The organism is Lentibacillus salicampi (genome assembly GCF_004565465.1).
Taxonomy (GTDB): Bacteria; Bacillota; Bacilli; order Bacillales; family Amphibacillaceae; genus Lentibacillus; species Lentibacillus salicampi.
Genome location: NZ_SRHY01000014.1, coordinates 21,891 through 47,630 on the forward strand (window position 1 = coordinate 21,891; position 25,740 = coordinate 47,630).

The 25,740-nt window shown below is 45.1% G+C and carries 29 protein-coding genes and 1 other annotated feature; all 29 genes read right to left on the reverse strand.

Going from position 1 to position 25,740, the window contains the following annotated elements:
• Positions 1-13 precede the first annotated feature (13 nt).
• The 29 genes from rpsQ to rlmB all read right to left on the reverse strand — a co-directional run bounded on the left by rpsQ (position 14) and on the right by rlmB (position 25,739).
• Complete coding sequence (gene rpsQ, locus E4U82_RS09980) at positions 14-277, reverse strand: 30S ribosomal protein S17 (protein ID WP_135110053.1); 264 nt, start codon at positions 275-277, stop codon at positions 14-16.
• Between the two features lie 23 nt (positions 278-300).
• Positions 301-501: a 50S ribosomal protein L29 gene (gene rpmC, locus E4U82_RS09985; RefSeq protein WP_135110054.1), complete on the reverse strand. Its 201-nt coding sequence runs from the start codon at positions 499-501 to the stop codon at positions 301-303.
• Entirely contained in the window at positions 491-925 is a 435-nt protein-coding gene (rplP, locus tag E4U82_RS09990) for a 50S ribosomal protein L16 (RefSeq protein ID WP_135110055.1), read from the reverse strand. Before rplP ends, rpmC begins: the two co-directional genes overlap by 11 nt.
• An 18-nt stretch (positions 926-943) precedes the next feature.
• Complete coding sequence (gene rpsC, locus E4U82_RS09995) at positions 944-1,585, reverse strand: 30S ribosomal protein S3 (RefSeq protein ID WP_135110056.1); 642 nt, start codon at positions 1,583-1,585, stop codon at positions 944-946.
• A 3-nt stretch (positions 1,586-1,588) separates the two neighbouring features.
• A complete protein-coding gene (gene rplV / locus E4U82_RS10000; protein WP_135110057.1) occupies positions 1,589-1,930 on the reverse strand; it encodes a 50S ribosomal protein L22 in 342 nt (113 codons plus the stop codon).
• Between the two features lie 18 nt (positions 1,931-1,948).
• Positions 1,949-2,227, reverse strand: a complete 279-nt coding sequence (rpsS, locus tag E4U82_RS10005; RefSeq protein ID WP_135110058.1) for a 30S ribosomal protein S19 — start codon at positions 2,225-2,227, stop codon at positions 1,949-1,951.
• 57 nt (positions 2,228-2,284) lie between these two features.
• The gene (rplB, locus tag E4U82_RS10010) at positions 2,285-3,115 is read right to left on the reverse strand and encodes a 50S ribosomal protein L2 (protein WP_135110059.1); all 831 of its coding nucleotides are present in this window, start codon (positions 3,113-3,115) and stop codon (positions 2,285-2,287) included.
• A gap of 28 nt (positions 3,116-3,143) precedes the next feature.
• Entirely contained in the window at positions 3,144-3,431 is a 288-nt protein-coding gene (rplW, locus tag E4U82_RS10015; RefSeq protein WP_135110060.1) for a 50S ribosomal protein L23, read from the reverse strand.
• The gene (rplD, locus tag E4U82_RS10020) at positions 3,428-4,054 is read right to left on the reverse strand and encodes a 50S ribosomal protein L4 (protein WP_135110061.1); all 627 of its coding nucleotides are present in this window, start codon (positions 4,052-4,054) and stop codon (positions 3,428-3,430) included. The genes rplW and rplD overlap by 4 nt, the downstream gene beginning before the upstream one ends.
• A gap of 26 nt (positions 4,055-4,080) precedes the next feature.
• Positions 4,081-4,710 carry a 50S ribosomal protein L3 gene (gene rplC / locus E4U82_RS10025; RefSeq protein WP_135110062.1) on the reverse strand — a complete coding sequence of 210 codons (630 nt, stop codon included), beginning with the start codon at positions 4,708-4,710 and terminating at the stop codon, positions 4,081-4,083.
• Between the two features lie 28 nt (positions 4,711-4,738).
• Positions 4,739-5,047 carry a 30S ribosomal protein S10 gene (rpsJ, locus tag E4U82_RS10030; RefSeq protein WP_135110063.1) on the reverse strand — a complete coding sequence of 103 codons (309 nt, stop codon included), beginning with the start codon at positions 5,045-5,047 and terminating at the stop codon, positions 4,739-4,741.
• 678 nt (positions 5,048-5,725) lie between these two features.
• Positions 5,726-6,916 (reverse strand): elongation factor Tu, encoded by a 1,191-nt coding sequence (gene tuf, locus E4U82_RS10035; RefSeq protein ID WP_135110064.1) that lies wholly within the window; start codon positions 6,914-6,916, stop codon positions 5,726-5,728.
• A 121-nt stretch (positions 6,917-7,037) separates the two neighbouring features.
• Positions 7,038-9,116 carry an elongation factor G gene (fusA, locus tag E4U82_RS10040; RefSeq protein WP_135110065.1) on the reverse strand — a complete coding sequence of 693 codons (2,079 nt, stop codon included), beginning with the start codon at positions 9,114-9,116 and terminating at the stop codon, positions 7,038-7,040.
• Positions 9,117-9,366: 250 nt separating this feature from the next.
• Positions 9,367-9,837, reverse strand: coding sequence for a 30S ribosomal protein S7 (rpsG, locus tag E4U82_RS10045; RefSeq protein ID WP_135110066.1), 471 nt, complete (start codon positions 9,835-9,837; stop codon positions 9,367-9,369).
• Positions 9,838-10,155: 318 nt separating this feature from the next.
• Positions 10,156-10,575 carry a 30S ribosomal protein S12 gene (rpsL, locus tag E4U82_RS10050; RefSeq protein ID WP_135110067.1) on the reverse strand — a complete coding sequence of 140 codons (420 nt, stop codon included), beginning with the start codon at positions 10,573-10,575 and terminating at the stop codon, positions 10,156-10,158.
• A gap of 137 nt (positions 10,576-10,712) precedes the next feature.
• Positions 10,713-10,964, reverse strand: a complete 252-nt coding sequence (locus E4U82_RS10055; protein WP_135110068.1) for a 50S ribosomal protein L7ae-like protein — start codon at positions 10,962-10,964, stop codon at positions 10,713-10,715.
• A 122-nt stretch (positions 10,965-11,086) separates the two neighbouring features.
• Positions 11,087-14,683, reverse strand: coding sequence for a DNA-directed RNA polymerase subunit beta' (rpoC, locus tag E4U82_RS10060; RefSeq protein WP_425339518.1), 3,597 nt, complete (start codon positions 14,681-14,683; stop codon positions 11,087-11,089).
• A 90-nt stretch (positions 14,684-14,773) separates the two neighbouring features.
• On the reverse strand, positions 14,774-18,310 hold the full coding sequence (gene rpoB, locus E4U82_RS10065; protein WP_135110070.1) for a DNA-directed RNA polymerase subunit beta: 3,537 nt from the start codon (positions 18,308-18,310) through the stop codon (positions 14,774-14,776).
• Positions 18,311-18,879: 569 nt separating this feature from the next.
• Positions 18,880-19,479 (reverse strand): class I SAM-dependent methyltransferase, encoded by a 600-nt coding sequence (locus E4U82_RS10070; protein WP_135110071.1) that lies wholly within the window; start codon positions 19,477-19,479, stop codon positions 18,880-18,882.
• A gap of 131 nt (positions 19,480-19,610) precedes the next feature.
• On the reverse strand, positions 19,611-19,976 hold the full coding sequence (gene rplL, locus E4U82_RS10075) for a 50S ribosomal protein L7/L12 (RefSeq protein ID WP_135110072.1): 366 nt from the start codon (positions 19,974-19,976) through the stop codon (positions 19,611-19,613).
• 49 nt (positions 19,977-20,025) lie between these two features.
• Positions 20,026-20,532, reverse strand: coding sequence for a 50S ribosomal protein L10 (gene rplJ / locus E4U82_RS10080; protein ID WP_135110073.1), 507 nt, complete (start codon positions 20,530-20,532; stop codon positions 20,026-20,028).
• A 256-nt stretch (positions 20,533-20,788) separates the two neighbouring features.
• Positions 20,789-20,936 (reverse strand) — a sequence feature (ribosomal protein L10 leader region).
• Between the two features lie 82 nt (positions 20,937-21,018).
• The gene (gene rplA / locus E4U82_RS10085) at positions 21,019-21,714 is read right to left on the reverse strand and encodes a 50S ribosomal protein L1 (RefSeq protein ID WP_135110074.1); all 696 of its coding nucleotides are present in this window, start codon (positions 21,712-21,714) and stop codon (positions 21,019-21,021) included.
• 197 nt (positions 21,715-21,911) lie between these two features.
• Entirely contained in the window at positions 21,912-22,337 is a 426-nt protein-coding gene (gene rplK, locus E4U82_RS10090; protein ID WP_167751377.1) for a 50S ribosomal protein L11, read from the reverse strand.
• A 179-nt stretch (positions 22,338-22,516) separates the two neighbouring features.
• A complete protein-coding gene (nusG, locus tag E4U82_RS10095) occupies positions 22,517-23,050 on the reverse strand; it encodes a transcription termination/antitermination protein NusG (RefSeq protein WP_135110090.1) in 534 nt (177 codons plus the stop codon).
• Between the two features lie 145 nt (positions 23,051-23,195).
• On the reverse strand, positions 23,196-23,366 hold the full coding sequence (gene secE, locus E4U82_RS10100) for a preprotein translocase subunit SecE (RefSeq protein ID WP_135110091.1): 171 nt from the start codon (positions 23,364-23,366) through the stop codon (positions 23,196-23,198).
• Positions 23,367-23,409: 43 nt separating this feature from the next.
• Positions 23,410-23,559, reverse strand: coding sequence for a 50S ribosomal protein L33 (rpmG, locus tag E4U82_RS10105; protein WP_135110076.1), 150 nt, complete (start codon positions 23,557-23,559; stop codon positions 23,410-23,412).
• 61 nt (positions 23,560-23,620) lie between these two features.
• A complete protein-coding gene (sigH, locus tag E4U82_RS10110; protein ID WP_425339517.1) occupies positions 23,621-24,355 on the reverse strand; it encodes an RNA polymerase sporulation sigma factor SigH in 735 nt (244 codons plus the stop codon).
• A gap of 128 nt (positions 24,356-24,483) precedes the next feature.
• Complete coding sequence (locus E4U82_RS10115) at positions 24,484-24,993, reverse strand: NYN domain-containing protein (RefSeq protein ID WP_135110078.1); 510 nt, start codon at positions 24,991-24,993, stop codon at positions 24,484-24,486.
• Positions 24,993-25,739, reverse strand: coding sequence for a 23S rRNA (guanosine(2251)-2'-O)-methyltransferase RlmB (gene rlmB / locus E4U82_RS10120; RefSeq protein ID WP_135110079.1), 747 nt, complete (start codon positions 25,737-25,739; stop codon positions 24,993-24,995). Before rlmB ends, E4U82_RS10115 begins: the two co-directional genes overlap by 1 nt.
• Between the last annotated feature and the right edge of the window lies 1 nt (position 25,740).

Sequence of the window (25,740 nt, forward strand, 5' to 3'; positions counted from 1 at the left end):
GACAAAACTTTAATTATATGATAACCGCTTCTTCAACGACTTTTACCAGACGGAAACGCTTTGTAGCCGATAGCGGACGGGTTTCCATGATTTGAACCACGTCACCAGTTTTTGCTTCGTTATTCTCATCATGTGTCTTGAATTTTTTTGAATACTTAACACGCTTGCCGTACAATTGATGAAATTTATACGTTTCAACCAAAACAGTGATGGTTTTATCCATTTTGTCTGATACGACACGGCCTGTGTATGCTTTACGATTATTACGCTCACTCATATTGAGGCGAACCTCCTCTCAGGTTAATTATTAACGCTTAGTTCACGTTGACGTGCGACGGTTTTCAAGCGGGCAATGGATTTTTTCACTTCACCAATTCGTGCTGTGTTTTCCAATTGACCGGTTGCTAATTGAAAGCGTAAATTAAAGAGTTCTTCTTTTAACGATTTGACATTTTGTTCAATTTCGGCAGTGGTTAATTCTCTGATTTCATTAGCTTTCATTTGATTCACCACCAATTTCTTCGCGCTTTACGAATTTTGTTTTAATCGGCAGTTTATGGGAAGCAAGTCTCAACGCTTCACGTGCCACTTCTTCCGGTACACCTGCAATTTCAAACATGATTTTCCCTGGCTTAACAACTGCTACCCAGCCTTCTGGAGCACCTTTACCGGAACCCATACGGACTTCGAGGGGTTTTGCAGTATATGGTTTGTCAGGGAATATTTTAATCCAAACTTTACCGCCACGTTTCATGTAGCGCGTCATGGCGATACGGGCTGCTTCGATTTGGCGGCTCGTGATCCAGGTCGCCTCAACTGCCTGTAAGCCATATTCACCGAAAGCTACTGTTTTTCCACCTTTTGCCTGGCCTTTCATGCGGCCGCGGTGTTCTTTACGATATTTAACACGTTTAGGCATTAACATAATGCATGTCCCCCTTCCTTATTGGTCAGTTTTAGCTGGAAGGATTTCTCCACGATAGATCCACACTTTGACACCCAATTTACCATACGTTGTGTCTGCTTCTGCTGTACCGTAGTCAATGTCAGCACGAAGCGTGTGCAATGGAACAGTTCCTTCGCTGTAAGATTCCGCACGGGCAATATCAGCTCCAGCCAAACGTCCGGAAACTTGAGTTCTAATACCTTTTGCTCCTCCGCGCATTGCACGTTGAATCGTTTGCTTTTGTGCACGGCGAAAAGAAATACGATTTTCAAGCTGACGGGCAATGTTTTCAGCAACCAATGTTGCATTCAAGTCTACTTTCTTGATTTCAACAATGTTGATGTGAACCCGTTTGCCTGTCAAGCTGTTTAATGATTTCCTCAGTGCTTCGACTTCAGAACCGCCTTTTCCGATGACCATTCCCGGTTTTCCGGTATGGATCGTAATGTTCACACGGTTTGCCGCACGTTCAATGTCAATATGCGAAACAGCAGCTGTCCGAAGGCGATTTTCAAGGTATTCCCTGATTTTAATATCTTCATGCAATAAGTCTGCATAGTCTTTGCCGGCATACCATTTGGACTCCCAATCATGGATGACACCGACACGAAAACCTTTAGGATTTACTTTTTGGCCCACTGATTATCCCTCCTCTTTTTCTGATACCACAACTGTTACATGGCTTGTGCGTTTATTGATCTGGCTCGCGCGTCCTTGTGCACGTGGGCGAAAACGTTTCAAAGTGACACCTTCGTCAACAAATACCTCAGATATGACCAGATTGTCCGGTTCCATTTCGTAATTGTGTTCTGCATTCGCAACAGCAGAATTCAAAACCTTTTCGACAACTGGCGAAGCACCACGCTGTGTATGACGCAGAATAGCGATCGCTTCACCAACCTCTTTTCCTCGAATCAAATCGACAACTAACCGTGCTTTACGAGGAGCAATACGAACTGATTTCGCAACGGCTTTTGCTTGCATGTAGAGTACCTCCTCTCATTAGCGTTTTGTTTTCCTGTCATCACCGGAGTGTCCTTTAAACGTACGGCTTGGAGCAAATTCACCTAATTTATGACCGACCATATCTTCTGTTACATAGACTGGCACGTGCTTGCGGCCATCATAAACAGCAATGGTATGCCCGACAAAGTTAGGAAAAATCGTTGAACGGCGTGACCAGGTTTTAATCACTTTCTTTTTATCGGATTCATTTAAACTCTCAACCTTTTTCATAAGATGATCATCTGCAAAAGGTCCTTTTTTCAAACTGCGGCCCATGGATAAACCTCCTTTCGCAATTAAACGATGGATTACGTCCTCCGTTAAAATGTCCGGTTATTTTTTACGTTTACGTACAATATATTTATCTGTAGGCTTATTGCGTTTACGAGTCTTGTAACCGACCGTCGGCATACCCCAAGGTGATACTGGTGATTTAAGGCCAATTGGTGCACGGCCTTCACCACCGCCATGCGGGTGATCATTAGGGTTCATAACAGAACCGCGGACGGTCGGGCGCTTGCCTAACCAGCGGGAGCGGCCTGCCTTGCCCACACGAACCAATTCATGTTCAACATTACCGACTTGACCGATTGTAGCACGGCAGTCAGATAAGATTAAGCGGACCTCATCGGACGCCAGACGAACAAGTGTATATTTACCTTCACGTCCAAGAACCTGTGCATCAGCACCGGCTGAACGTACCAGCTGAGCGCCGCGTCCTGGCTTAAGTTCGACGTTATGAATCGTTGTACCAACAGGGATATCTTTTAGTTTCAATGCATTCCCAAGTTTAATATCGGCATTTTCGCCTGATTCAATTTTTTGTCCTGTTTTGACGCCTTTCGGGGCCAAAATATAACGTTTTTCGCCATCGGCATAATGGATTAAAGCGATATTGGCTGAACGGTTCGGATCATATTCGATCGTAGCAACGCGTCCTGGTATGCCATCTTTATCGCGTTTAAAGTCAATCAGACGGTATTGACGCTTATGGCCACCACCCTGATGACGAACTGTCAATTTTCCTTGGTTATTACGTCCGCCACGTTTGTAGAGTGGCCTTAACAACGTCTTCTCCGGTGTAGTCGTTGTGATTTCTGCATAGTCAGACGCAGACATATTACGATGACCATTTGACGTTGGTTTGAATTTTTTAATCGCCATTGTTTTCCCTCCTTCTCATACTTATTACTTAGCCTTCAAAGAAATCAAGTGCTTTAGAATCCTCGGAAAGCTGCACAATCGCTTTTTTACGATCGGGACGAAAACCGCCATAACGGCCCATCCGCTTGAATTTACCTTTAAGATTCATGGTATTGACGCGTTCTACTTTCACATCAAAGACAAGTTGCACTGCATCTTTGATTTCCGTTTTGTTCGCTTTAGGACTTACTTCGAACGTATACTTGTTCTCCGCCATCAGATCAGCGGAATGTTCTGTAATGACGGGGCGCTTTATAATATCACGCGGGTCTTTCATTGTGCAAGCACCTCCCCTGCTTTCTCAGCTGCATCTTTGGTGATGATCAGCTTGTCATGCGTCAGCAAGTCTAACACATTCACTTCTCCCACCGTCAGCACGTGTGCATTTGGAAGATTGTTTGCCGAGCGGATAACATTTTCATCTTTATCAGCTGTTACAATCAGTGCTTTTGTATCAACGTTCAAGGCGTCGAGCATTTTGACGACTTCTTTTGTTTTTGGCGCATCAATCGCAATATCATCCAAAACAACCAGATTATCTTCTGCTGTTTTAGAAGAATAAGCAGATTTCAACGCTAAACGACGTACCTTTTTAGGCAGCTTATAGCTATAGCTGCGTGGTGTCGGTCCAAAAACAGTTCCACCGCCAACCCATTGCGGTGCACGGATTGAACCTTGACGAGCGCGGCCTGTGCCTTTTTGGCGCCATGGTTTGCGACCTCCGCCTCTCACTTCCGAACGGTTTTTCACGTCGTGTGTACCCTGACGTGTTGAGGCACGCTGCATCAAAACGGCTTCATGCAGTACATGTGTATTGGGCTCAATACCAAAAACTGAATCATTCAATTCAACGTCTCCAGCTTGAGATCCGTCTTGTTTTAATAGTGCTACTTTAGGCATGACATATCCTCCCTTCGTGTATGTGATTAGTTAGCCTTTATGGCACTCGTTATTTTGACAAATGATTTTTTTGCACCTGGAATATTGCCTTTGATTAACAACAGGTTGCGTTCTGTATCAACTTTAACAACTTCAAGGTTTTGAATGGTGACCTGTTTGCCACCCATTTGACCGGGTAGTTTTTTACCTTTGAACACATGCATTGAGTTGATGTCACCCAACGTACCAGGTCCTCTGTGATAGTGAGACCCGTGTGTCTCCGGTCCGCGCTGTTGTCCGTGGCGCTTAATGGCCCCCTGGAAACCTTTACCCTTCGTCGTGCCCGTGACATCGATTTTGTCACCAGACTCAAAAGCATCTACAGCAATCTCCTGACCAACATCATATTCATCAGGGCTTGCGTTACGGATTTCACGAACGTAGCGCTTAGGGGTTGTGTTTGCTTTTTCAGCATGACCCTTTTCCGCTTTGTTTGAACGTGCTTCCTTTTTATCTGCAAAGCCAAGTTGCAGTGCTTCATAGCCGTCGTTTTCCAATGTTCTTTTTTGCAGAACGATGTTAGGCTCAGCTTGAATGACAGTTACCGGTGTCAGTTCACCCTCTTCAGAAAAGAGTTGTGTCATGCCGATTTTGCGGCCTAAGATTCCTTTCGTCATCCGTTACACCTCCTATAATTTCATTCATTTATAATTTGATTTCAATATCAACACCAGACGGCAAGTCAAGCCGCATCAATGAGTCGACTGTTTGTGGCGTTGGATTAACAATGTCGATCAAGCGTTTATGCGTACGCATTTCAAATTGCTCACGGGCGTCTTTGTACTTGTGTACTGCACGCAATACCGTATAAACCGACTTTTCTGTAGGCAGCGGTATTGGCCCGGAAACATTAGCACCAGAGCGTTTTGCTGTATCTACAATTTTCTCGGAAGACTGATCTAGAATGCGATGATCATACGCTTTTAACCGAATCCGAATCTTCTCTTTTGCCATTATTTTCCCTCCTTTTCGCCTATTTTATAATAGAGCTGCTCCATGAAAATTTCTTGATAACCGGCCATGGCAAAGGGGCCGGGTGTATCAACAACCTTCCACTTCATCGCCTTTTGACCAACATTAATATTATACAAAAAATGTGTGGTCAATGCAATCCCTTTTTGTAACGTCAGATAGTTACTTGATGACCTTATAAGAAAAATCGCTCATTCACTAAACACGCGCGAATACGAGGTTTATCAGGATAACTATGAGATTGCACATCTGTGAATTATACTAGCTTATAACCCTGATTGCAAGGGCTGAAGGCGATTTTTTGCAATGAATTTTCATTTAGCCTTCTTTGTTTAGACTTTGATGGTCAAAAAACGCCGCAATTGAGATAAACTGCGACGTAGCGAAAATTTTCATAGAAAGCTGTGCTGCTCTGATTACCGCTTAGAGCTTGGAAACGCTCCGGCAAAACCCGCTTCCATGGGCACGGCCTCAGCCTCCTCGGAAAGCATCCGCCCGAAGCGACCCCGGACGGTGGGGCGAAAAGTGGACGTACTTATAGAAACCATTCCAGCACTTACGTCGCAGTTTATGGATTTTGTGTATAAATTAATAAAGCTTTACGTTTTAATATAAAAAAACAGGCAACGTCGTCACGCTGCCTGTTTTTAGGGAATCTACTTACTTTTCAATTTGTGTAACAACGCCGGATCCAACCGTACGGCCGCCTTCACGGATAGAGAAGCGTGTACCGTCTTCAATGGCGATTGGTGAAATCAATTCAACTGTCATTTCGATGTTGTCACCAGGCATAACCATTTCGACGCCTTCTGGAAGTGTGATGACACCCGTAACGTCCGTTGTACGGAAATAGAACTGCGGACGATAGTTGGCAAAGAATGGCGTATGGCGTCCACCTTCGTCTTTGGACAACACGTAAACTTCCGCTTTAAAGTTTGTGTGTGGTGTGATCGAACCTGGCTTGGACAGTACCTGGCCCCGGTTGATGTCTTCACGGTTAACACCACGAAGAAGCGCACCGATGTTGTCACCAGCTTCAGCATAATCAAGCAGCTTACGGAACATTTCCACACCAGTTACTGTTGTTTTTCTTGAGTCTTCAGCAAGACCGACGATTTCAACTTCGTCACCGACTTTAACGGTTCCGCGTTCAACACGGCCGGTTGCAACAGTACCACGACCAGTGATGGAGAATACGTCCTCAACAGGCATCATGAACGCCTTGTCATGGTCACGCTCAGGTGTTGGGATGTATTCGTCAATAGCTGCCATAAGTTCATAGATTTTTTCTTCGTATTCTGATTCGCCTTCAAGTGCTTTCAAAGCTGAACCTTTAACGACTGGAATATCGTCTCCAGGGAAGTCATATTCTGTTAGAAGATCGCGAACTTCCATTTCAACCAATTCGAGCAGTTCTTCGTCGTCTACCATGTCAACTTTGTTAAGGAATACAACGATTGCCGGAACACCAACGTTACGTGAAAGCAGAATGTGCTCACGAGTCTGTGGCATTGGACCATCAGCTGCGGATACAACCAGAATCGCACCGTCCATTTGAGCTGCACCAGTGATCATGTTTTTAACATAGTCAGCGTGTCCAGGGCAGTCAACGTGTGCATAGTGACGATTTTCTGTTTCATACTCCACGTGGGAAGTCGCGATGGTAATACCGCGTTCTTTTTCCTCTGGAGCATGGTCGATTTCATCAAAGTTCATTGCAGTACCTTCACCGGATTGCTTATGCAATGTAGTTGTGATAGCTGCAGTCAGCGTTGTTTTACCATGGTCAACGTGTCCGATTGTTCCAATATTCACGTGACTTTTCGAACGGTCAAATTTTTCTTTAGACATGTATAGTTCCTCCTTTAAGAAAATAAAAGTGTTTTTTAAGATTTATTGAAAGGCCGAATAAACTGTTGAGCTTATCCATAGCCTTCAATAAAGTTATACGTCAGATCAAGGGAAAAATCAATTATTCTCCTGCATTTTTCTTGATAATTTCTTCAGAAATGCTCTTTGGCACTTCTTCATAATGATCAAAGTGCATTGTGAACGTTCCGCGTCCCTGGGTGTTAGACCTTAACGATGTGGCATAGCCGAACATCTCAGATAGCGGTACAAATGACTTAACAAGCTGTGACGGTCCGCGCGGTTCCATACCATCTACACGGCCGCGGCGTGATGTCACATCTCCCATGATGTCACCCATGTACTCTTCAGGAATGACAATTTCAACTTTCATCATTGGTTCCAGCAGTACCGGGCTACATTTAGCCTTAGCCTCTCTGAGAGCCATCGATCCGGCAATTTTAAAAGCCATTTCGTTTGAGTCAACATCATGATAGCTTCCATCATATAATGTTGCCTTCACATCAATGAGTGGATAACCCGCTAACACACCATTTTCCATTGCTTCATTAATACCTGAATCAACAGATGCAATATATTCACGCGGTATAACGCCACCAACGATTTTGTTTTGGAATTCATAGCCGGCACCTTCATCATTTGGTTCAAATTTAACCCAAACATGTCCGTACTGTCCGCGTCCACCGGATTGACGTATGAATTTCCCTTCAACCTCAGCAGATCCACGGAACGTTTCACGGTAGGCCACCTGAGGGTTACCAACTTGTGCTTCAACCTTGAATTCGGCTTTCAGGCGGTTAACGATAACATCGAGATGCAATTCGCCCATACCGGAGATGATAGTCTGGCCTGTTTCAGCATCGGTTTCCGTCTTAAATGTCGGGTCTTCTTCTGCCAGCTTGGCCAATGCAATTCCCATCTTATCCTGATCAGCTTTTGTTTTGGGCTCAATGGCGACCTTAATAACCGGGTCCGGAAATTCCATGGATTCAAGTATAACAGGATCTTTTTCAGCGCATAGCGTTTCCCCGGTCGATGTGTCTTTCAGTCCTATACCCGCGGCAATTTCACCGGCATGCACGGTTTTGATTTCCTCACGGGAATTGGCGTGCATTTGCAGAATGCGCCCGACGCGTTCCCGCTTATCTTTAACAGAGTTTTTAACATATGAGCCGGAATCCAATGTACCGGAATATACCCGGAAAAATGTCAGCTTACCGACATATGGATCCGTCATCACCTTGAATGCAAGTGCTGAAAAAGGTGCGCTATCATCAGAAGGACGTGTTGTCTCTTCTTCTGTATCAGGCTCAAATCCTTCAATTGGTGGGACGTCTGTTGGAGATGGAAGGTAGTCAATGACACCATCCAATACCAATTGAACACCTTTATTTTTAAATGCCGAACCACAATAAACCGGATAAAAGTCAACATTCAATGTCGCTGTGCGGATTGCCTTTTTCAGCTCGTCGTTAGAGATCTCTTCTCCTTCAAGATATTGCATCATAAGATCTTCATCAACATCTGCTACAGATTCAATCAGCTCTGCACGAAGTTCTTCTGCCTTTTGCTTGTATTCATCAGGGATTTCGCGAGCGTCTGCACGCGTTCCAAGCTCATCTTCATAGTAAAAGGCTTGCATGGTAATGAGGTCGATAATACCTTCAAAATTGTCTTCGGCACCGATTGGCAGCTGAACGGCATGAGCATTTGCGCCCAAGCGTTCCTTCAATGTGTTGGTCGAATAAAGAAAATCTGCGCCAACTTTATCCATTTTGTTGACAAACACAATTCTTGGTACACCGTATGTTGTTGCTTGGCGCCATACGGTCTCTGTCTGCGGTTCCACGCCTGACTGTGCATCCAGAACGGTCACCGCTCCATCAAGCACACGCAACGAACGTTCAACTTCAACTGTGAAATCCACGTGGCCCGGTGTATCAATAATGTTTATACGGTGATTTTTCCATTGGGCAGTGGTTGCAGCAGAAGTAATCGTAATACCACGTTCTTGTTCCTGCTCCATCCAGTCCATCTGTGATGCACCTTCATGGGTTTCACCAATTTTGTGAATGCGTCCTGTGTAGAAAAGAATACGTTCAGTCGTAGTGGTCTTACCTGCATCAATGTGTGCCATAATCCCAATATTACGCGTCTTTTCCAAGGAGAACTCTCTGGCCATGTATTCTTCTCCTTTCTCTTGAAAGCTTTTATTTGTCAAATTTGCCAGCTCCAGCGCCCAGCGACTAGTGGACTTTCCTCACCTCGGGCCTGCAGGATGCAGGTCAGTTCGACGTTGGCGATTGACGTGGTGTACTTAGTCGAACATCCGCTGTAAGTCAACATCGCCTTCCTTTGGTCGCCGTGTTTCCTTTATCTCCTATGGCTCAGTCCAGCCCATACGTCGCTAAACGGGCGCTTCCGCTTTAAAATTACCAGCGATAGTGGGCAAATGCTTTGTTTGCCTCTGCCATCTTGTGTAATTCTTCGCGTCGTTTAACGGAAGCCCCGGTATTATTTGAAGCATCCATAATTTCATTGGCAAGACGCTCTTCCATTGTTTTTTCTCCACGGAGACGTGAATAATTTACAATATAGCGCAGTCCCAATGCCTGACGACGTTCTGGGCGCACTTCCATTGGCACCTGGTAGTTCGAACCACCAACACGGCGTGCACGCACTTCCAGAACAGGCATGACATTTTTCATAGCTTGTTCAAAAACCTCCATTGCATTCTGTCCGCTTCTTTCCGAGACTAGCGAAAATGCATTATAGAGAATCTTTTGTGCTTTACCCCGTTTACCATGTATCATAATCTGATTGATCAAACGTGTTACCAGTTTTGAATTGTATAGCGGGTCGGGTAAAACATCACGTTTAGGTACTGGTCCTTTACGTGGCATATGTCCCCCTCCTTTCACTGAATTTATAAAGGGCGTTCAAAAAGTCCGGTGAAAATGACATCGGAATGAGATCTTCTGCTAAAAGCGCCCACGTCCTGTGGGCAACGCAGAAGTCACCACATCCTGTGGAAGCTCGTTAGCTTACTTTTTCGTTCCTGGAAAAAGATAACCGCTTTTCCTGCGTGCAATGTAGATTCAGCGAAGCATTACTCATGCTCATGTATCCAAATGCATACATCCTATCCGCGAAATTGCGCAGCCTCTAACTTTTCGGTCTTTTTATCATCGTTTTGAACACACACTTATAAAGCAATAGAATTATTTCTTAGCTTTAGGTTTTTTGGTTCCGTATTTGGAACGACCTTGTGCACGGCCTTCTACACCAGCAGTGTCAAGCGCACCGCGTACAATGTGATAACGGACACCTGGCAAGTCTTTGACACGTCCACCGCGAAGCAGTACGACACTGTGTTCCTGCAGGTTGTGGCCAATACCCGGAATGTATGCTGTTACTTCCATGTTGTTTGACAAACGGACACGTGCATATTTACGCAATGCAGAGTTCGGTTTCTTAGGTGTCAATGTTCCAACACGGGTGCACACGCCACGTTTTTGCGGGGCATTTTCATCCGTAAATTGTTTTTTGAAACTATTGTAGCCTTTATTCAGTGCAGGTGAATCATACTTTTTTGGCTTGCTGACACGGCCTTTGCGTACCAGTTGATTAATAGTAGGCATTACATTTTCCTCCTCTCTTATTGTTGAATAAATTGATACACGGATAACCACCCATAACGGTTGTTATAATACCACATATCCAGGTGGTTCATTTTTTCGCAAAAAACAAAGTCTTCGCGATAGAATCGCCAAAACCTTTATTGTTTTACTGCAACAGTTGATGCGCCGACCTCGATACCACAAGCAGCACCCAACTTTTGCATGGAATCCACACGATGGCAGGGAACACTCATCTCGTGAGCCAGACTTTCAACCTTCTGTGTAATCTGCCGGTTCGCATCATCAGCAATAAACACTTCACTTACAGTTCCATGTCTGATTGCTTTAAGTGTCTGTTTCGTTCCGATTATCAATTTTGATCGAAACCGGGTCACTTTTTCATAAGACATCCGTATATCCTCCAAAGTAACAAGTATAATCGGAAGCACCCTGGATATATTACCATTCCTGACAGGGAATGTCAACGTTATTTTCAGTTGTTTTTTGGGTGCTTCCACCTTAAAATACTTGTTTATGAAAGTGTGTTTTCTACCGGTTCTGTTCCTTCCGGCTCGTCGACTGTTTCTTCCGGTTCGTCCACTGATGTTTCAAGCCTCCGATAGCGCTCGATACCAGTACCGGCTGGAACCAGTTTACCGATAATCACATTTTCTTTAAGTCCCATCAATTCGTCACGTTTACCTTTGATAGCGGCATCCGTCAGCACACGTGTTGTTTCCTGGAAGGATGCAGCAGATAAGAAGGAATCAGTTTCCAGCGATGCTTTTGTAATACCCAGCAGGATGGGCTGGCCGATTGCCGGTTGCTTACCTTCCAGCAGAACGGATCGGTTTGCATCCCTGAACTGGTGAATTTCAAGCAGTGATCCGGGAAGCTCATCCGTATCTCCTGATTCAACAACACGGATTTTGCGCATCATTTGCCGCACCATTACCTCAACGTGCTTATCACCAATTTCAACACCCTGCATGCGGTAAACCTTTTGCACTTCACGCAGCAGATATTGCTGGACACCATCGATTCCCTGCACACGCAAGAGGTCTTTAGGGTCAACGGAACCTTCTGTAAGTTCCTGACCGGCAATCACATCATCACCTTCAGACACTTTCATGCGTGCATTGTAAGGGACAGGATAACTGCGCTCTTCAACGTCACCCTGAATGACAATTTCCTGTTTATCTTTCACTTCTTTTATTTCTCTAACAGTACCAAAAATTTCACTGATGACTGCCTGACCTTTTGGATTGCGCGCTTCGAACAACTCTTGAATACGCGGCAAACCTTGGGTGATATCGTCACCTGCAACACCGCCAGTGTGGAAGGTACGCATCGTCAGCTGTGTACCAGGTTCACCGATGGATTGTGCAGCAATAATACCAACTGCTTCACCAACTTCAACCTCATCACCAGTAGCCAGATTACGGCCATAACATTTCTTGCAGACACCATGTTTGGTGTTACATGTAAATGCAGATCGGATAATGACCTCTTCAACGCCTGATTCAACGATTTGTTTAGCCTGGTCTTCCGACATAACGGCATTTTTCTCAACAATCGTTTCACCGGTTTCCGGATGACGAACATTTTCGAATGCTGTCCGGCCGATTAAACGATCCAGCAACGGCTCAATCATTTCCTGACCGTCTGTTAACGCTGATACCGTCAAGCCTCGGTCTGTGCCACAATCGTCCTCACGGATAATAACATCCTGAGCTACATCAACGAGCCGGCGAGTCAGGTAACCTGAGTCAGCTGTTTTCAGTGCTGTATCGGCGAGACCTTTTCGGGCACCGTGTGTGGAAATAAAGTATTCCAAAACCGTCAGTCCTTCACGGAAGCTCGATTTAATCGGCAATTCCATAATCTCACCTGCTGGATTGGCCATCAGACCACGCATACCGGCAAGTTGTGTGAAGTTGGAAGCATTACCTCTTGCACCGGAATCACTCATCATAAAGATTGGGTTCCGATGATCCAGTGATTCCATCAGACGTTCTTGAATATCGTCTTTGGCTTGTGACCAAATAGCGATGACCCGGTCATACCGCTCATCATCCGTAATCAGGCCGCGCCTGAACTGTTTTAAGACTTTATCCACTTTATTCTGCGCCCCATCAAGGATCTCTTCTTTTTCTTTCAGGACAACGATGTCAGAGACACCAACAGTCATACCTGCTTTTGTTGAATAACTGAATCCAAGGTCCTTCATGCGGTCAAGCATTTTTGACGTCTCAGTTATTTTAAACCGTTTAAACACTTCGGCAATGATATCACCCAGTATCCCTTTCTTGAAAGGTGCTATGATATCACGCTGTTTAATTTCCTCAGCAATATCTGTTCCCTGTTCAACAAAATATTTTGCTGGTGTTTCAATTTCGAGATTATAGGTTGTCGGTTCATTGATGTATGGGAACGAATCCGGCAGAATCTCGTTGAAAATCAGTTTCCCGATCGTTGTCAAAAGCATTTGCTCTTGCTGTTCTGCCGTAAAGGACTTCTTGTTAAGACTTGATGCCTTGACAGCAACCCGGGAATGCAGATGAACATAACCGTTTTGATAAGCAAGAAGCGCTTCACTCGTATCTTTGAACCGACTTCCTTCACCAATCGCATGTTCACGTTCCAATGTCAGGTAATAGTTCCCTAAAACCATATCCTGTGATGGTGTAACAACCGGTTTACCATCTTTCGGGTTAAGAATGTTCTGAGCAGCCAGCATCAGAACACGCGCTTCTGCCTGCGCTTCTGCTGAAAGCGGTACGTGTACGGCCATCTGGTCACCATCAAAGTCCGCGTTATACGCCGTGCAGACCAGCGGGTGCAAACGGATGGCACGCCCTTCCACCAGGATGGGTTCGAACGCCTGAATTCCCAAACGGTGCAATGTTGGTGCACGATTTAACAGAACCGGGTGCTCTTTAATCACTTCTTCCAGTACGTCCCATACTTCCGGGTGAACCCGTTCGATTTTACGTTTGGCTGATTTGATATTGTGAGCAAACCCTTTTTCAACAAGCTCTTTCATAATAAACGGTTTGAATAATTCCAATGCCATTTCCTTTGGAAGCCCGCACTGATACATCTTCAGACTAGGACCGACAACGATAACCGAACGTCCGGAATAATCGACTCGTTTACCAAGCAAGTTCTGGCGGAAACGGCCCTGTTTCCCCTTCAGCATGTGTGACAGGGATTTTAACGGACGATTCCCGGGGCCTGTAACAGGGCGCCCACGACGTCCATTATCGATTAGTGCATCGACCGATTCCTGCAGCATACGTTTTTCGTTTTGAACGATGATACTTGGTGCCCCAAGGTCGAGCAGGCGCTTCAGGCGATTATTACGGTTGATGACACGACGATACAAATCGTTCAGATCCGATGTTGCAAACCGTCCGCCGTCAAGCTGGACCATCGGGCGAATCTCCGGTGGAATGACCGGCAGCACATCAAGAACCATCCAGGATGTATCATTACCAGAATTACGGAATGACTCCAATACTTCCAGACGTTTGATCGCACGTGTACGGCGCTGGCCATGTGCTGTTTTTAATTCCTCTTTCAGTGTTTCAACTTCTTTTTCAAGATCAATATCATGCAAAAGCTTGCGGATGGCTTCAGCACCCATTTGGGCTTTGAAGGTGGCACCATATTTCTCGTAATAGGCACGATATTCTTTTTCAGATAGAAGCTGTTTCTTTTCCAGCGGGGTATCGCCTGTCTCCGTCACAATGTAGGCAGCAAAATAAATGACTTCTTCCAAGGCGCGAGGGGACATATCCAGTACAAGACCCATGCGGCTCGGAATCCCTTTAAAATACCAAATGTGTGATACAGGGGCAGCCAATTCAATATGACCCATGCGTTCACGGCGGACTTTTGCTTTGGTCACTTCTACACCGCAACGATCACAGACGACACCTTTGTAACGCACCCGTTTATATTTTCCGCAATGACATTCCCAGTCCTTTTGCGGTCCAAAAATCCGTTCGCAAAACAGACCGTCTTTCTCCGGCTTTAATGTACGGTAGTTAATGGTCTCTGGCTTTTTGACCTCACCATGGGACCATGAGCGAATTTTTTCTGATGAAGCTAACCCGATTTTCATATACTCAAAATTATTTACATCCAGCAAGGGTCTACCTCCCTTATTTGTGTTCCGATTTCACCTGATCCGATTTCTAAAAAGCGCCTCTATTTAATTGCCTTCAGCTTCAAGGTTTAATTTGCCTGCTGCCTGTGTTTCTTCATCTTCCAATTCGCGCATTTCGATTTCCGACTCGTCACTGGATAGCATTTTGACATCCATTCCAAGACTCTGAAGTTCCTTAATCAGCACTTTAAACGATTCAGGTACGCCGGGCTCTGTCACATTATCACCTTTAACGATTGATTCATAGGCTTTGACACGTCCGACAACATCATCCGATTTGACTGTCAGGATTTCTTGAAGTGTATAGGCAGCACCGTATGCTTCCAAGGCCCAGACCTCCATTTCGCCAAAACGCTGACCACCAAATTGTGCTTTACCACCCAATGGCTGCTGCGTTACTAGTGAATACGGTCCGGTTGAACGGGCGTGCAGCTTGTCGTCGACCATGTGTGCCAATTTAATCATATACATGACACCGACAGAGACACGGTTGTCAAACGGCTCACCTGTACGGCCGTCATAAAGGATTGATTTGGCATCCCGCGCCATACCTGCCTCCTGCAATGTTTCGAATACATCTTCTTCGTTGGCACCATCAAATACCGGTGTCGCCACATGCAAGCCGAGCTCTCTTGCTGCCATGCCCAAATGCAATTCGAACACCTGTCCGATATTCATACGCGATGGCACACCCAATGGGTTCAGCATAATGTCAATTGGTGTTCCATCAGGCAAAAACGGCATATCTTCTTCAGGCAAAATCTTGGAAATAACACCTTTGTTGCCGTGTCTCCCCGCCATTTTATCCCCTTCTGAAATTTTCCGTTTCTGAACGATATAAACACGTACCAGCTGGTTCACACCGGGTGGCAATTCATCACCGTCTTCCCGGTTGAATATCTTAACTTCCAACACAATCCCGCCAGCCCCATGTGGCACTTTCAGAGACGTGTCACGGACTTCCCGTGCCTTCTCGCCGAAAATGGCATGAAGCAGCCGCTCTTCAGCAGATAATTCAGTTACCCCTTTAGGCGTTACCTTCCCAACCAGGATATCGCCATCCGACACTTCTGCACCAATGCGAATAATGCCATCTTCATTAAGGTTTTTCAGGGCGTCCTCGCCGACGTTTGGGATATCTCTAGTTATTTCCTCGGGTCCGAGCTTTGTATCACGGGATTCTGATTCATATTCCTCAATATGAATGGACGTAAAGTCATCGTCTTTCACCATACGCTCACTCATTATGACCGCGTCCTCATAGTTATAACCTTCCCAGGTCATGAAACCAACGAGTGCATTACGGCCCAATGCCAATTCGCCATCTTCCATCGATGGCCCGTCAGCCAGGATTTCACCTTTCGTTACGCGATCACCTTTCGCGACAATTGGACGCTGATTATAACACGTCCCCTGGTTTGAGCGGATATATTTCTGCATGCGATAAACATCCAGGTCGCCTTTCACTTCTTTTCCATCCACTTCGGAAATGCGACGGATACGGACTTCCTTGGCTTCTACATGCTCCACAATTCCATCATTCCGGCAAATGATAGCAGCACCCGAATCTTTACCAGACACATACTCCATTCCGGTTCCGACAATTGGTGCTTGAGGCTCCATCAGCGGTACTGCCTGCCGTTGCATGTTCGCACCCATCAGCGCACGGTTGGAGTCATCATTTTCCAGAAATGGGATACATGCTGTTGCAGCGGAAACAACCTGTTTTGGTGATACGTCCATGTAATCTATTTTTTCGCGTGGCACAACCGTGTTGTCACCCCGAAAACGTGCAATGACCTCTTCTTGTTCAAAGGTACCATCCTCGTTTAAGGTGGCGTTCGCCTGTGCGACAATATAGTTATCCTCTTCATCCGCTGTCAGATAATCCGTTGCTCCGGTTACTTTACCGGTTTCCGGATCAACGCGTCGATAAGGTGTTTCAATAAACCCGAATTCATTGACTTTCGCATAACTGGATAATGAGTTAATCAAGCCAATGTTCGGTCCTTCAGGTGTCTCGATCGGACACATACGGCCATAGTGTGAATAGTGAACGTCACGCACTTCAAATCCGGCGCGTTCACGTGTCAAACCTCCGGGTCCAAGCGCGGATAGACGTCGTTTATGGGTTAACTCACCTAGCGGGTTCGTCTGATCCATAAACTGTGATAGCTGCGAGCTTCCGAAAAATTCCTTGATTGATGCAATAACAGGACGGATATTAATCAGCTGCTGTGGTGTAATACTTGATGTATCCTGAATGGACATCCGTTCGCGCACCACACGTTCCATGCGGGAAAGTCCGATTCGGAACTGGTTTTGCAGCAATTCCCCGACAGAACGCAGACGCCGGTTACCCAGATGATCAATGTCATCCGTCCCCCCGACACGATGTAATAAATTAAAGAAATGACTGACGGCTGATAGAATGTCTGCAGGCGTTATATGTTTAATAGCTCTGTCAACACCAGCATTACCGATAACGTTCAGTTCACGCTCGCCATCAGGGTCGGTAGGGTCAATGATTTTGATGGATTGCAGACGAATCGGTTCATCCAAAACTCCGTCGCTTAGTTCAACGTGTTTTTCGCCAAGCATATCCTCCTGATTTTCCAGATAAGGAATGATCTTATTAAGCAGTTTACGTTCCAATTTGTCGCCTTTTTGAGCCAGAACCTCTCCGGTCTCAGGGTCGACAATCGGCTCAGCCAATGTTTGGTTGAACAAACGGTTTTTAATGTTCAATTTTTTATTTATTTTATACCGCCCAACATGTGCCAAGTCATATCTTCTTGGGTCAAAAAAGCGTGACACCATTAAGCTTCTGGCGTTTTCAACGGTTGGTGGTTCACCTGGGCGCAGACGTTCATAGATTTCCAGTAGCGCTTTGTCAGTTGTTTCTGTGTTATCTTTTTCAAGGGTATTCTTCAGGTATTCATTTTCACCAAGAAGGTCGATGATTTCCTGGTCTGTGCTAAATCCAAGCGCACGTAAAAGTACCGTGATCGGTAATTTACGTGTACGGTCAATTCTGACGTAGGCAACATCTTTGGCATCCGTTTCAAACTCGAGCCATGCACCACGGTTCGGAATAACGGTTGCTGTCACACCGCGCTTGCCATTCTTATCATACTTTTCGTTGTAATAGACACTTGGTGAGCGTACAAGCTGGGAAACAATGACACGTTCGGCACCATTAATAATAAATGTACCCGTGTCCGTCATGAGAGGAAAGTCTCCCATAAACACTTCCTGCTCTTTCACCTCACCTGTCTCATTATTGATCAGGCGAACCTTCACACGGAGCGGGGCATTATAGGTGACATCCCGATCCTTCGATTCATCGACAGGATATTTGGGTTCACCAAGACTATAATCAATGAACTCCAGTGATAGGTTGCCCGCGAAATCCTCAATTGGGGAAATATCCTGAAACATCTCCCTTAAGCCTTCCCTTAAAAACCAATCATAGGAAGCGGTTTGAATTTCGATTAGATTTGGCAGTTCCAACACTTCGCTAATACGTGCATAGCTCCTGCGCTGGCGATGCCGTCCGTACTGAACTAGTTGACCTGTCAACAGCTTCACCCCTTAAATCAAGCATTTTTCAAAAATTAACCACCCTGTTGCTGCTGTGAAAAATGGCTCATATATTTAGAAAAACAAACTGATATAACACTCATGATACCAGCCGTTTTAAATCCATGATAAAAGATACAAAATAACAATAGCACGAGTACTACTGTCTGAGTTGTTGTTCAAAAAGTCCGCTATTAAATGAAGTTGCACTATAGTCCTCCTTTTTGAACACACATTTTAAAATGTCGCATGAATTCCGCAGTCCAGAACCTGCAGAAACATATGTTAACACCGGCAATGAACTTAATATCTTACCATTAAGAAGGGAAAGAACCAATAAAATTTTTCTCATTTTGGTCGATTCTACCAGTGTCCCCGATTACCAGTGAATTATACGTTTATTATTTAATGAAATCTTCTCTTTAAAAAAACACGTATTCACTCGTTCTTTAGTGAATGAGTCGTTTTTCTTACAAGGCCATTCCATAACGTATACTTTCTGACGTTACGACAAAAGAAGTCCCATGTTAGCATTTAAACATACTACCATAAGTAATCTATAAGGTCAATCATTTTTTTGCCATCAATATATAATACCCTTTACTGCGATCCATTACGTTAACACTACCAAATAAATCTTTCAATTTATCCATTGCGGATGGTGCGCCCTGTTTCTTCTGAATGACCACCCACAACTGTCCATCCGCCAGCAAGTTGTTTTTACTGTCCTCAAACATTTGATGAACTGTCTTTTTGCCCGCGCGAATCGGAGGATTGGTCAAGATGGCTGCAAACTGCCGGCCGCTTAGATTACTAAATCGGTCGCTTAATGCAAATTCAACGTTCGTCACACCGTTATGCTGCGCATTCTTTTTGGCCAGAGAGATAGCCCGTTCATTGATGTCTGTCAACATAACGCCGCGCCCCTTATAACTATCAGCAATGGCAAGTCCAATAGGGCCATAACCGCAACCAAGGTCAAGAAGGCCGCCAGGAACAAGGGGGGCTTCAAAACGTTCGATCAGCAGACGCGATCCGTAATCAACTTCATGCTTTGAGAAAACGCCATAGTCGCTTTCGAAGGTAAAATTTTTGCCTCTCAGCTGGTAATACCACTTCCTGGGTGAACTCTTAGATTGAGGGTTTTGTGAATAGTAATGCTCAGACATTAAGACACCTGCTTTGCGTGTAGGAAAAATAGATAGAGAGCCCGCCGCAATACCGACGAGCTCCTTATCCCAAAACGAACATTCAGCAGCAAAAACACCTTGCTGAATGAAGTTTACGAATATGACCAAACTTACTTAAGTTCTACAGTTGCGCCTGCTTCTTCCAGCTGGCCTTTAATTTCTTCGGCTTCTTCTTTTGTTGCGCCTTCTTTAACAGCTTTTGGCGCGTTATCTACTAGGTCTTTTGCATCTTTCAAGCCAAGACCAGTGATTTCGCGGACTGCTTTAACAACTTTAATTTTAGAAGCACCAGCATCCTGCAGCTCTACATCAAATTCAGTTTGCTCTTCGGCAGCTTCTCCACCACCGTCTCCGCCTGCAACTGCAACCGGTGCTGCAGCGGTAACGCCAAATTCTTCTTCAATTGCTTTCACTAAATCATTTAATTCCAAAACAGACATTTCTTTAACCGCATCAATAATTTGCTGATTATCCATTGTGATTCCTCCATTTTTTTATTTAATCATCCGACATACCGGATTGAGTTTACGCGCCCTGTTCTTCCTTCTGATCTGCAACAGCCTGTGCTGCGTACGCCAGATTACGGACAGGTGCCTGCAGTACGCTGAGAAGCATTGATACCATACCTTCGTAATTTGGCAGGTCTGCAAGTTCTTTGATTTGTTCGAGCGTTGCAATTTCGCCTTCAATAACGCCGCCTTTAATTTCCAACGCTTCGTGCTCTTTGGAAAAGTTGTTCAAGATTTTAGCCGGCGCTACGACGTCATCCTTACTGAATGCCACTGCCGTCGGGCCAACCAGTGTATCAGACAGATCATTTAATTCGGCAGCTTCCACCGCCCGGCGTGTCATCGTATTTTTATAAACTTTAAATTCAACGTTAGCTTCACGCAATTGATTACGCAATTCGTTTGCCTCGGCTACATCCAGCCCGCGGTAATCGACCAGCATCGTTGACTGACTATCGCGGAACTTATCAGCAATTTCCTGAACAAGCTGCTTTTTTTGCTCGATAATCGTGTTATTGGCCATCATTCCACCTCCTGTTTTATATTCATCATCATACCGTATCCATTAGAGGTAGTTCAAAAAGTCCGGTAAAAATGACACATCGAAATTCTTTGTTGGCTTGTTTCTCCGCTGCTTGGAAAAGAAAATCGCTTTTCCTGCGTGCGATGCAGATTCAGTGAAGCATTACTTATGCTCATGTATCTAAATGCATACATTCCGCTGCTCGAAACTAAGCCACCTCGAACTTCCCGGCCCTTTTTATCCTCCTTTTTGAACACGCATTATTAAGAAAGCCTCCATTGAGACATGGAGGCTTGTATGACAAATGGGAATCCATTCGAATAATCCATTTGCAATCAAACACCTCGGCAGGACATTAAGCGATTAATCGCACCTGCTGTCTACGGCATAACGTATTCATGTTTTAACGAAACTTATTCTACACGGATACTCATAAAAAGTCAACCGGGAAGCCTGAATAAGATCCTCAAATTCTATGGCAGCATGTTAGCCGCGATAACCGGAAATGTCTACTCTGATTCCAGGCCCCATTGTAGATGTAATCGAAGCATTACGCATGTAAACACCTTTGGACGCCTGTGGCTTTGCTTTTACAAGAGTATCGGCAATCGCTGCAAAGTTCTCTACCAGTTTTTCATTATCAAATGAGATTTTTCCAAGCGGTACATGAATATTAGCGGATTTGTCAACGCGATATTCCACCTTACCAGCTTTAATCTCATTAACGGCTTTTTCGACTTCGAATGTGACGGTGCCGGTTTTCGGATTCGGCATTAAGCCTTTAGGTCCAAGCACCCGTCCAAGTTTACCAACTTCAGCCATCATGTCTGGTGTTGCCACGACCACATCGAAATCAAACCAGCCCTGGTTGATTTGGTTAATAAGGTCCTGTTCTCCGACATAATCCGCACCGGCGTTTTCAGCTTCCGTTGCCTTATCACCTTTTGCAAAAACCAGTACGCGCTGTGTCTTGCCTGTTCCGTGCGGCAGCACCATCGCGCCGCGGATCTGCTGATCAGCTTTTTTAGGGTCAACCCCCAGACGGAATGCAGCTTCAACTGTTTCATCAAAATTTGCTTTGGCCGTTTCTTTCAACAAAGCAACCGCTTCGTCGGATTCATATGCTTTTGAACGATCAATAAGCTTGGAAGCTTCCTGATATCGTTTGCTTCTTTTTGCCATTTTACTTCCTCCTCAGATTGTGGTTTTTAGCGGTAAGACCTCCCACTCGAAAAATGCCTCCCGGCGCTATCCCATAACCTGGCAGCAATACGTGCTTTCTGTGGACCTAAGCGCCAGTGAGTGCACTTTTCATGAAAAAAGTTGCGTATATGGCAGACCATCTATCGCAACCTGTGTCTATTCATGTTTGATGCACATTAATCTTCAATTGAAATGCCCATACTGCGTGCAGTTCCTTCAACCATACGTACTGCCGCATCCAGATTAGCAGCGTTCAAGTCAGGCATTTTTGTTTCTGCAATTTCCTGTACCTGATCGCGTTTGACCGAAGCAACTTTCGTACGGTTCGGTTCACCTGATGCCGTATCAATACCAGCTGCTTGTTTCAACAGAACAGCGGCAGGTGGGGTTTTCGTAATAAATGTAAATGAACGATCTTCAAAAACCGTAATCTCAACCGGAATAACTGTACCGGCCTGGTCTTGCGTACGCGCATTAAATTCCTTACAGAATCCCATGATATTTACACCAGCTTGGCCCAATGCCGGTCCTACCGGCGGTGCTGGATTTGCTTTACCGGCCTCGATTTGCAATTTTACTAATTTAATTACTTTTTTAGCCACGAGACACACCTCCTTAAAGTCCGTGATGTGGTAATAGGGTGATGCCCTCCCACTCAAACGTTACAGATCTCCCATCAATTCCGGAGACGTCAATAACAAAAGAATTTTAGCATGTATTTTCAAATTATGCAAGGTTTTGTTTGCGATTTTTATCAAGACTGTTGTTCAACAGCTCTCCTCTACAGTTTTTCAACCTGTGCAAATTCCAATTCAACTGGGGTTTCACGTCCGAACATATTCACGTGAACTTTTATTTTCTGTTTATCGGCGTCAATTTGTTCAATTGTACCTGTGAATTCACTGAACGGCCCATCTATCACCCGTACGTTTTCTTTCAATTCAAAGTCAACTTGTGTGACAGAGTCATTCACACCCATCCGTTTGAGGACAAATTCCATTTCATCGGGCAGAAGTGGTGTCGGTTTCGTCCCGTGGCCGCTTGACCCGACAAACCCGGTAACACCAGGCGTATTGCGTACCACGTACCATGAATCATCCGTCATCACCATTTCCGCCAGAACGTAACCAGGGAAAAATTTCTTTTTGACGACCTTTTTTTTGCCATTTTTGATTTCCGTTTCTTCATCTTCCGGAACGAGCACACGGAAGATTTTATCCTCCATACCCATTGAGTCAACACGTTTTTCAAGGTTTGTTTTGACCTTGTTTTCATAACCGGAATACGTATGGATTGCGTACCAGTTTTTTTCCATCTGAACAGGACAAATTGACTTGCCCTTCCCTCCCTTATCCACTTTTTCAAGCATATTAAAAAACCCGACATCTCCGGGTTTTTTATTCGAAATTATATTATAATCCATTATAGCATAAATCTGGGCTTGTTATTCAAGTAATGCGTTAAAAAAACAAATTTAAGAGTTGGGAAATGCTAAGATCAATAACAGCAAAAAACACGGCAACAAATGCGACTGTTGTCAGTACCGTTACAGTGTAGCTTGTCAGCTCACGGCCTTTTGGCCAGCTGACCTTTTTCATTTCTCTTGAAACATCCTTGAAGAATTTAGTGATTTTCACAGCTTGTCCCCCTCCAGACCCCGCCTGAAGAATGTTTTTATTTTGTTTCGCGGTGTAGTGTATGCTGATGACATGTTTTGCAGTATTTTTGCATTTTCAATCGTTCAGGCTGTTTGGATGCATGTTTGCTTGTCGTATAGTTTCTGCTTCCACATATGGAGCAGGCTAATATGACTTTTCGTTTCACCGTACCGCCCCGCTACAGGGTTTTTTCACTCATACTAATGTAGCACGCTTAACGCCATGTGTCAACGGCCCATCCATGTTCGGGCCCCATTCGTCTCCAGAAGTAGTTCCAATTTCCGTTTAATCCGCTGCAACGCATTATCGATTGACTTAACATGCCGTTTCAGTTTGACGGAAATCTCCTGATACGTACAGCCGTCCATGTACAAACGCAGCACCTCTTTTTCCAACTCGCTTAATAATTCCGATAACTTCCCCTCCATATCCGAAAACTTTTCCCTGTTTTCAAGCAATTCCTGAGGATCGAACGCTTTTGAACCGCCAATCACATCCAATAGGGTGCGGTCAGATTCCTCATCATATATTGGCTTATCCAGAGAGACATATGAATTGAGCGGGGTGTGTTTTTGCCTTGTAGCCGTCTTGATAGCGGTAATAATCTGCCGGGTAACACATAGTTCGGCAAACGCCTTAAATGATGAGAGCTTGTCCCCATCATAATCGCGAATCGCTTTATAAAGACCAATCATGCCTTCCTGAATGATGTCTTCCTTATCAGCGCCGATAATAAAGTATGTACGTGCTTTTGCCCGCACATAATGAATATACTTGTGTATCAAGAAATCCAGTGCATTGCTGTCTCCCTGATGAATCAAGCGAATAATAGCATCATCATGAAGCGACGACAGAACCCGATTATCTCTCTCTGCCAGCTTGACATTCACCAAAAAACCCCCCGGCTGTGCTGGAATCAATTTAAAGGTATTATACAGTAAGCGCTTCCTGATAGTCAACATAGAATCGTGAATTGGCGCGCCCGAAAGGTCATTGACTCGTGGTGATTATTAAAAAAAGCAGCTGTTTGCGCCGTCTGACGGACGACATCCGGACCCCTTCAAGCCGGTGTCTGCCGTGCTTCAGGAAGCTATGTATCTCCCCGCCGCCACTTTTCAAACTTCTCCAGGACATCCTGATTCAATGGAATTTTAATCTGCGGCTTTACTTTTTGATGGTTTTCAATTTGCTGTTCGATTTCCCTATCAATGTCTGCCAGTTCGATAGAGAGCTCCCGCGCCGATATCCGTAAAGCACCCCGTCCAAAAATCGTCCGCTGCTCCGCATAATCAGATGTTGCCACATAAACCTGGTTGATCACGTTTTTCAACCCTTTAACGATCCGTTCAATACATTCGTCGGCGGTTTCGTTCTCTTTGGTATAAATGATTTCAATCTGATAGGCCTTCAACTTGCTTTCGATACCTTTGACATAGTACGCGTCAAATACCACAATGACCCGCATACCGGAATATGCCTGGTATTCAGCCAGCATTTCAACCAGACGGTCACGTGCTTGTCCGATGCTTGTCTCTTTAATTCGCCTTAATTCCTCCCAGGCGCCGATGATATTATAACCGTCCACCACAAGCACATTCATCACTCAACACCCTCCGGATAGCGTTTGCGGAAGACCTCGTACAACAAAAGGCTGCAGGCAACAGAAGCATTCAGGGAGGAAACCTTGCCTTTCATTGGCAGGCTCACTGTCCAATCACATTTATCACGTACCAGCCTGCTCATGCCTTTACCTTCGTTTCCAATCACAAACGCAATCGGCAATGTTCCCTCAAGTGCACGGTAGTCCTCAGTTGCGTCTGCTTCGGTGCCGACGACCCACACCCCGCGTTCTTTCAGCTCATCCATCGTATTGGCCATGTTGGTAACCCGGGCGACCGGAACGTGCTCCAGTGCTCCGGCAGCCGTTTTGGAAACCGCTCCTGTCAGACCGACAGAACGCCGCTTTGGGATAATCACCCCGTGCGCACCTGTTGCATCCGCTGTTCGCAGTATGGAACCCAGATTGTGCGGATCCTCAAGCTGATCTAACATGATAAAAAAAGGGTCTTCATTCCGATTTTCTGCTTTCGAAAACAAATCGTCCAGCGATGCGTAAGCGTAAGAAGCCACGTAAGCAACAACACCCTGATGATTGCCGGCAGTTATTTGATCAAGTTTCTTTTTAGGTACCTTTTGTAAAATGGTTCCGGCATCTTTGCTCAACTGCTGCAGCTTCCCGGACAAAGATTTATTCAAGTGCTCGGATACAAAGACTTTATTGACCGGCCTTCCTGATGTCAATGCCTCCATAACCGGGTTCTTGCCTGTGATGATTTCCTGGTCCATT

Excerpts from the sequence above, each read along its gene's own strand:
- rpsQ (WP_135110053.1), bottom strand. The coding sequence starts at position 277 with ATGAGTGAGCGTAATAATCGTAAAGCATACACAGGCCGTGTCGTATCA.
- rpmC (WP_135110054.1), bottom strand. The coding sequence starts at position 501 with ATGAAAGCTAATGAAATCAGAGAATTAACCACTGCCGAAATTGAACAA.
- rplP (WP_135110055.1), bottom strand. The coding sequence starts at position 925 with ATGTTAATGCCTAAACGTGTTAAATATCGTAAAGAACACCGCGGCCGC.
- rplV (WP_135110057.1), bottom strand. The coding sequence starts at position 1,930 with ATGCAAGCAAAAGCCGTTGCGAAATCAGTTCGTATTGCTCCTCGTAAA.
- rpsS (WP_135110058.1), bottom strand. The coding sequence starts at position 2,227 with ATGGGCCGCAGTTTGAAAAAAGGACCTTTTGCAGATGATCATCTTATG.
- rplB (WP_135110059.1), bottom strand. The coding sequence starts at position 3,115 with ATGGCGATTAAAAAATTCAAACCAACGTCAAATGGTCATCGTAATATG.
- rplW (WP_135110060.1), bottom strand. The coding sequence starts at position 3,431 with ATGAAAGACCCGCGTGATATTATAAAGCGCCCCGTCATTACAGAACAT.
- rplD (WP_135110061.1), bottom strand. The coding sequence starts at position 4,054 with ATGCCTAAAGTAGCACTATTAAAACAAGACGGATCTCAAGCTGGAGAC.
- rplC (WP_135110062.1), bottom strand. The coding sequence starts at position 4,710 with ATGACGAAAGGAATCTTAGGCCGCAAAATCGGCATGACACAACTCTTT.
- rpsJ (WP_135110063.1), bottom strand. The coding sequence starts at position 5,047 with ATGGCAAAAGAGAAGATTCGGATTCGGTTAAAAGCGTATGATCATCGC.
- tuf (WP_135110064.1), bottom strand. The coding sequence starts at position 6,916 with ATGTCTAAAGAAAAATTTGACCGTTCGAAAAGTCACGTGAATATTGGA.
- fusA (WP_135110065.1), bottom strand. The coding sequence starts at position 9,116 with ATGGCCAGAGAGTTCTCCTTGGAAAAGACGCGTAATATTGGGATTATG.
- rpsG (WP_135110066.1), bottom strand. The coding sequence starts at position 9,837 with ATGCCACGTAAAGGACCAGTACCTAAACGTGATGTTTTACCCGACCCG.
- rpsL (WP_135110067.1), bottom strand. The coding sequence starts at position 10,575 with ATGCCTACTATTAATCAACTGGTACGCAAAGGCCGTGTCAGCAAGCCA.
- E4U82_RS10055 (WP_135110068.1), bottom strand. The coding sequence starts at position 10,964 with ATGTCTTATGAAAAAGTGACCCGGTTTCGATCAAAATTGATAATCGGA.
- rpoC (WP_425339518.1), bottom strand. The coding sequence starts at position 14,683 with ATGAAAATCGGGTTAGCTTCATCAGAAAAAATTCGCTCATGGTCCCAT.
- E4U82_RS10070 (WP_135110071.1), bottom strand. The coding sequence starts at position 19,479 with ATGTCTGAGCATTACTATTCACAAAACCCTCAATCTAAGAGTTCACCC.
- rplL (WP_135110072.1), bottom strand. The coding sequence starts at position 19,976 with ATGGATAATCAGCAAATTATTGATGCGGTTAAAGAAATGTCTGTTTTG.
- rplJ (WP_135110073.1), bottom strand. The coding sequence starts at position 20,532 with ATGGCCAATAACACGATTATCGAGCAAAAAAAGCAGCTTGTTCAGGAA.
- rplA (WP_135110074.1), bottom strand. The coding sequence starts at position 21,714 with ATGGCAAAAAGAAGCAAACGATATCAGGAAGCTTCCAAGCTTATTGAT.
- nusG (WP_135110090.1), bottom strand. The coding sequence starts at position 23,050 with ATGGAAAAAAACTGGTACGCAATCCATACGTATTCCGGTTATGAAAAC.
- sigH (WP_425339517.1), bottom strand. The coding sequence starts at position 24,355 with ATGTTGACTATCAGGAAGCGCTTACTGTATAATACCTTTAAATTGATT.
- E4U82_RS10115 (WP_135110078.1), bottom strand. The coding sequence starts at position 24,993 with ATGAATGTGCTTGTGGTGGACGGTTATAATATCATCGGCGCCTGGGAG.
- rlmB (WP_135110079.1), bottom strand. The coding sequence starts at position 25,739 with ATGGACCAGGAAATCATCACAGGCAAGAACCCGGTTATGGAGGCATTG.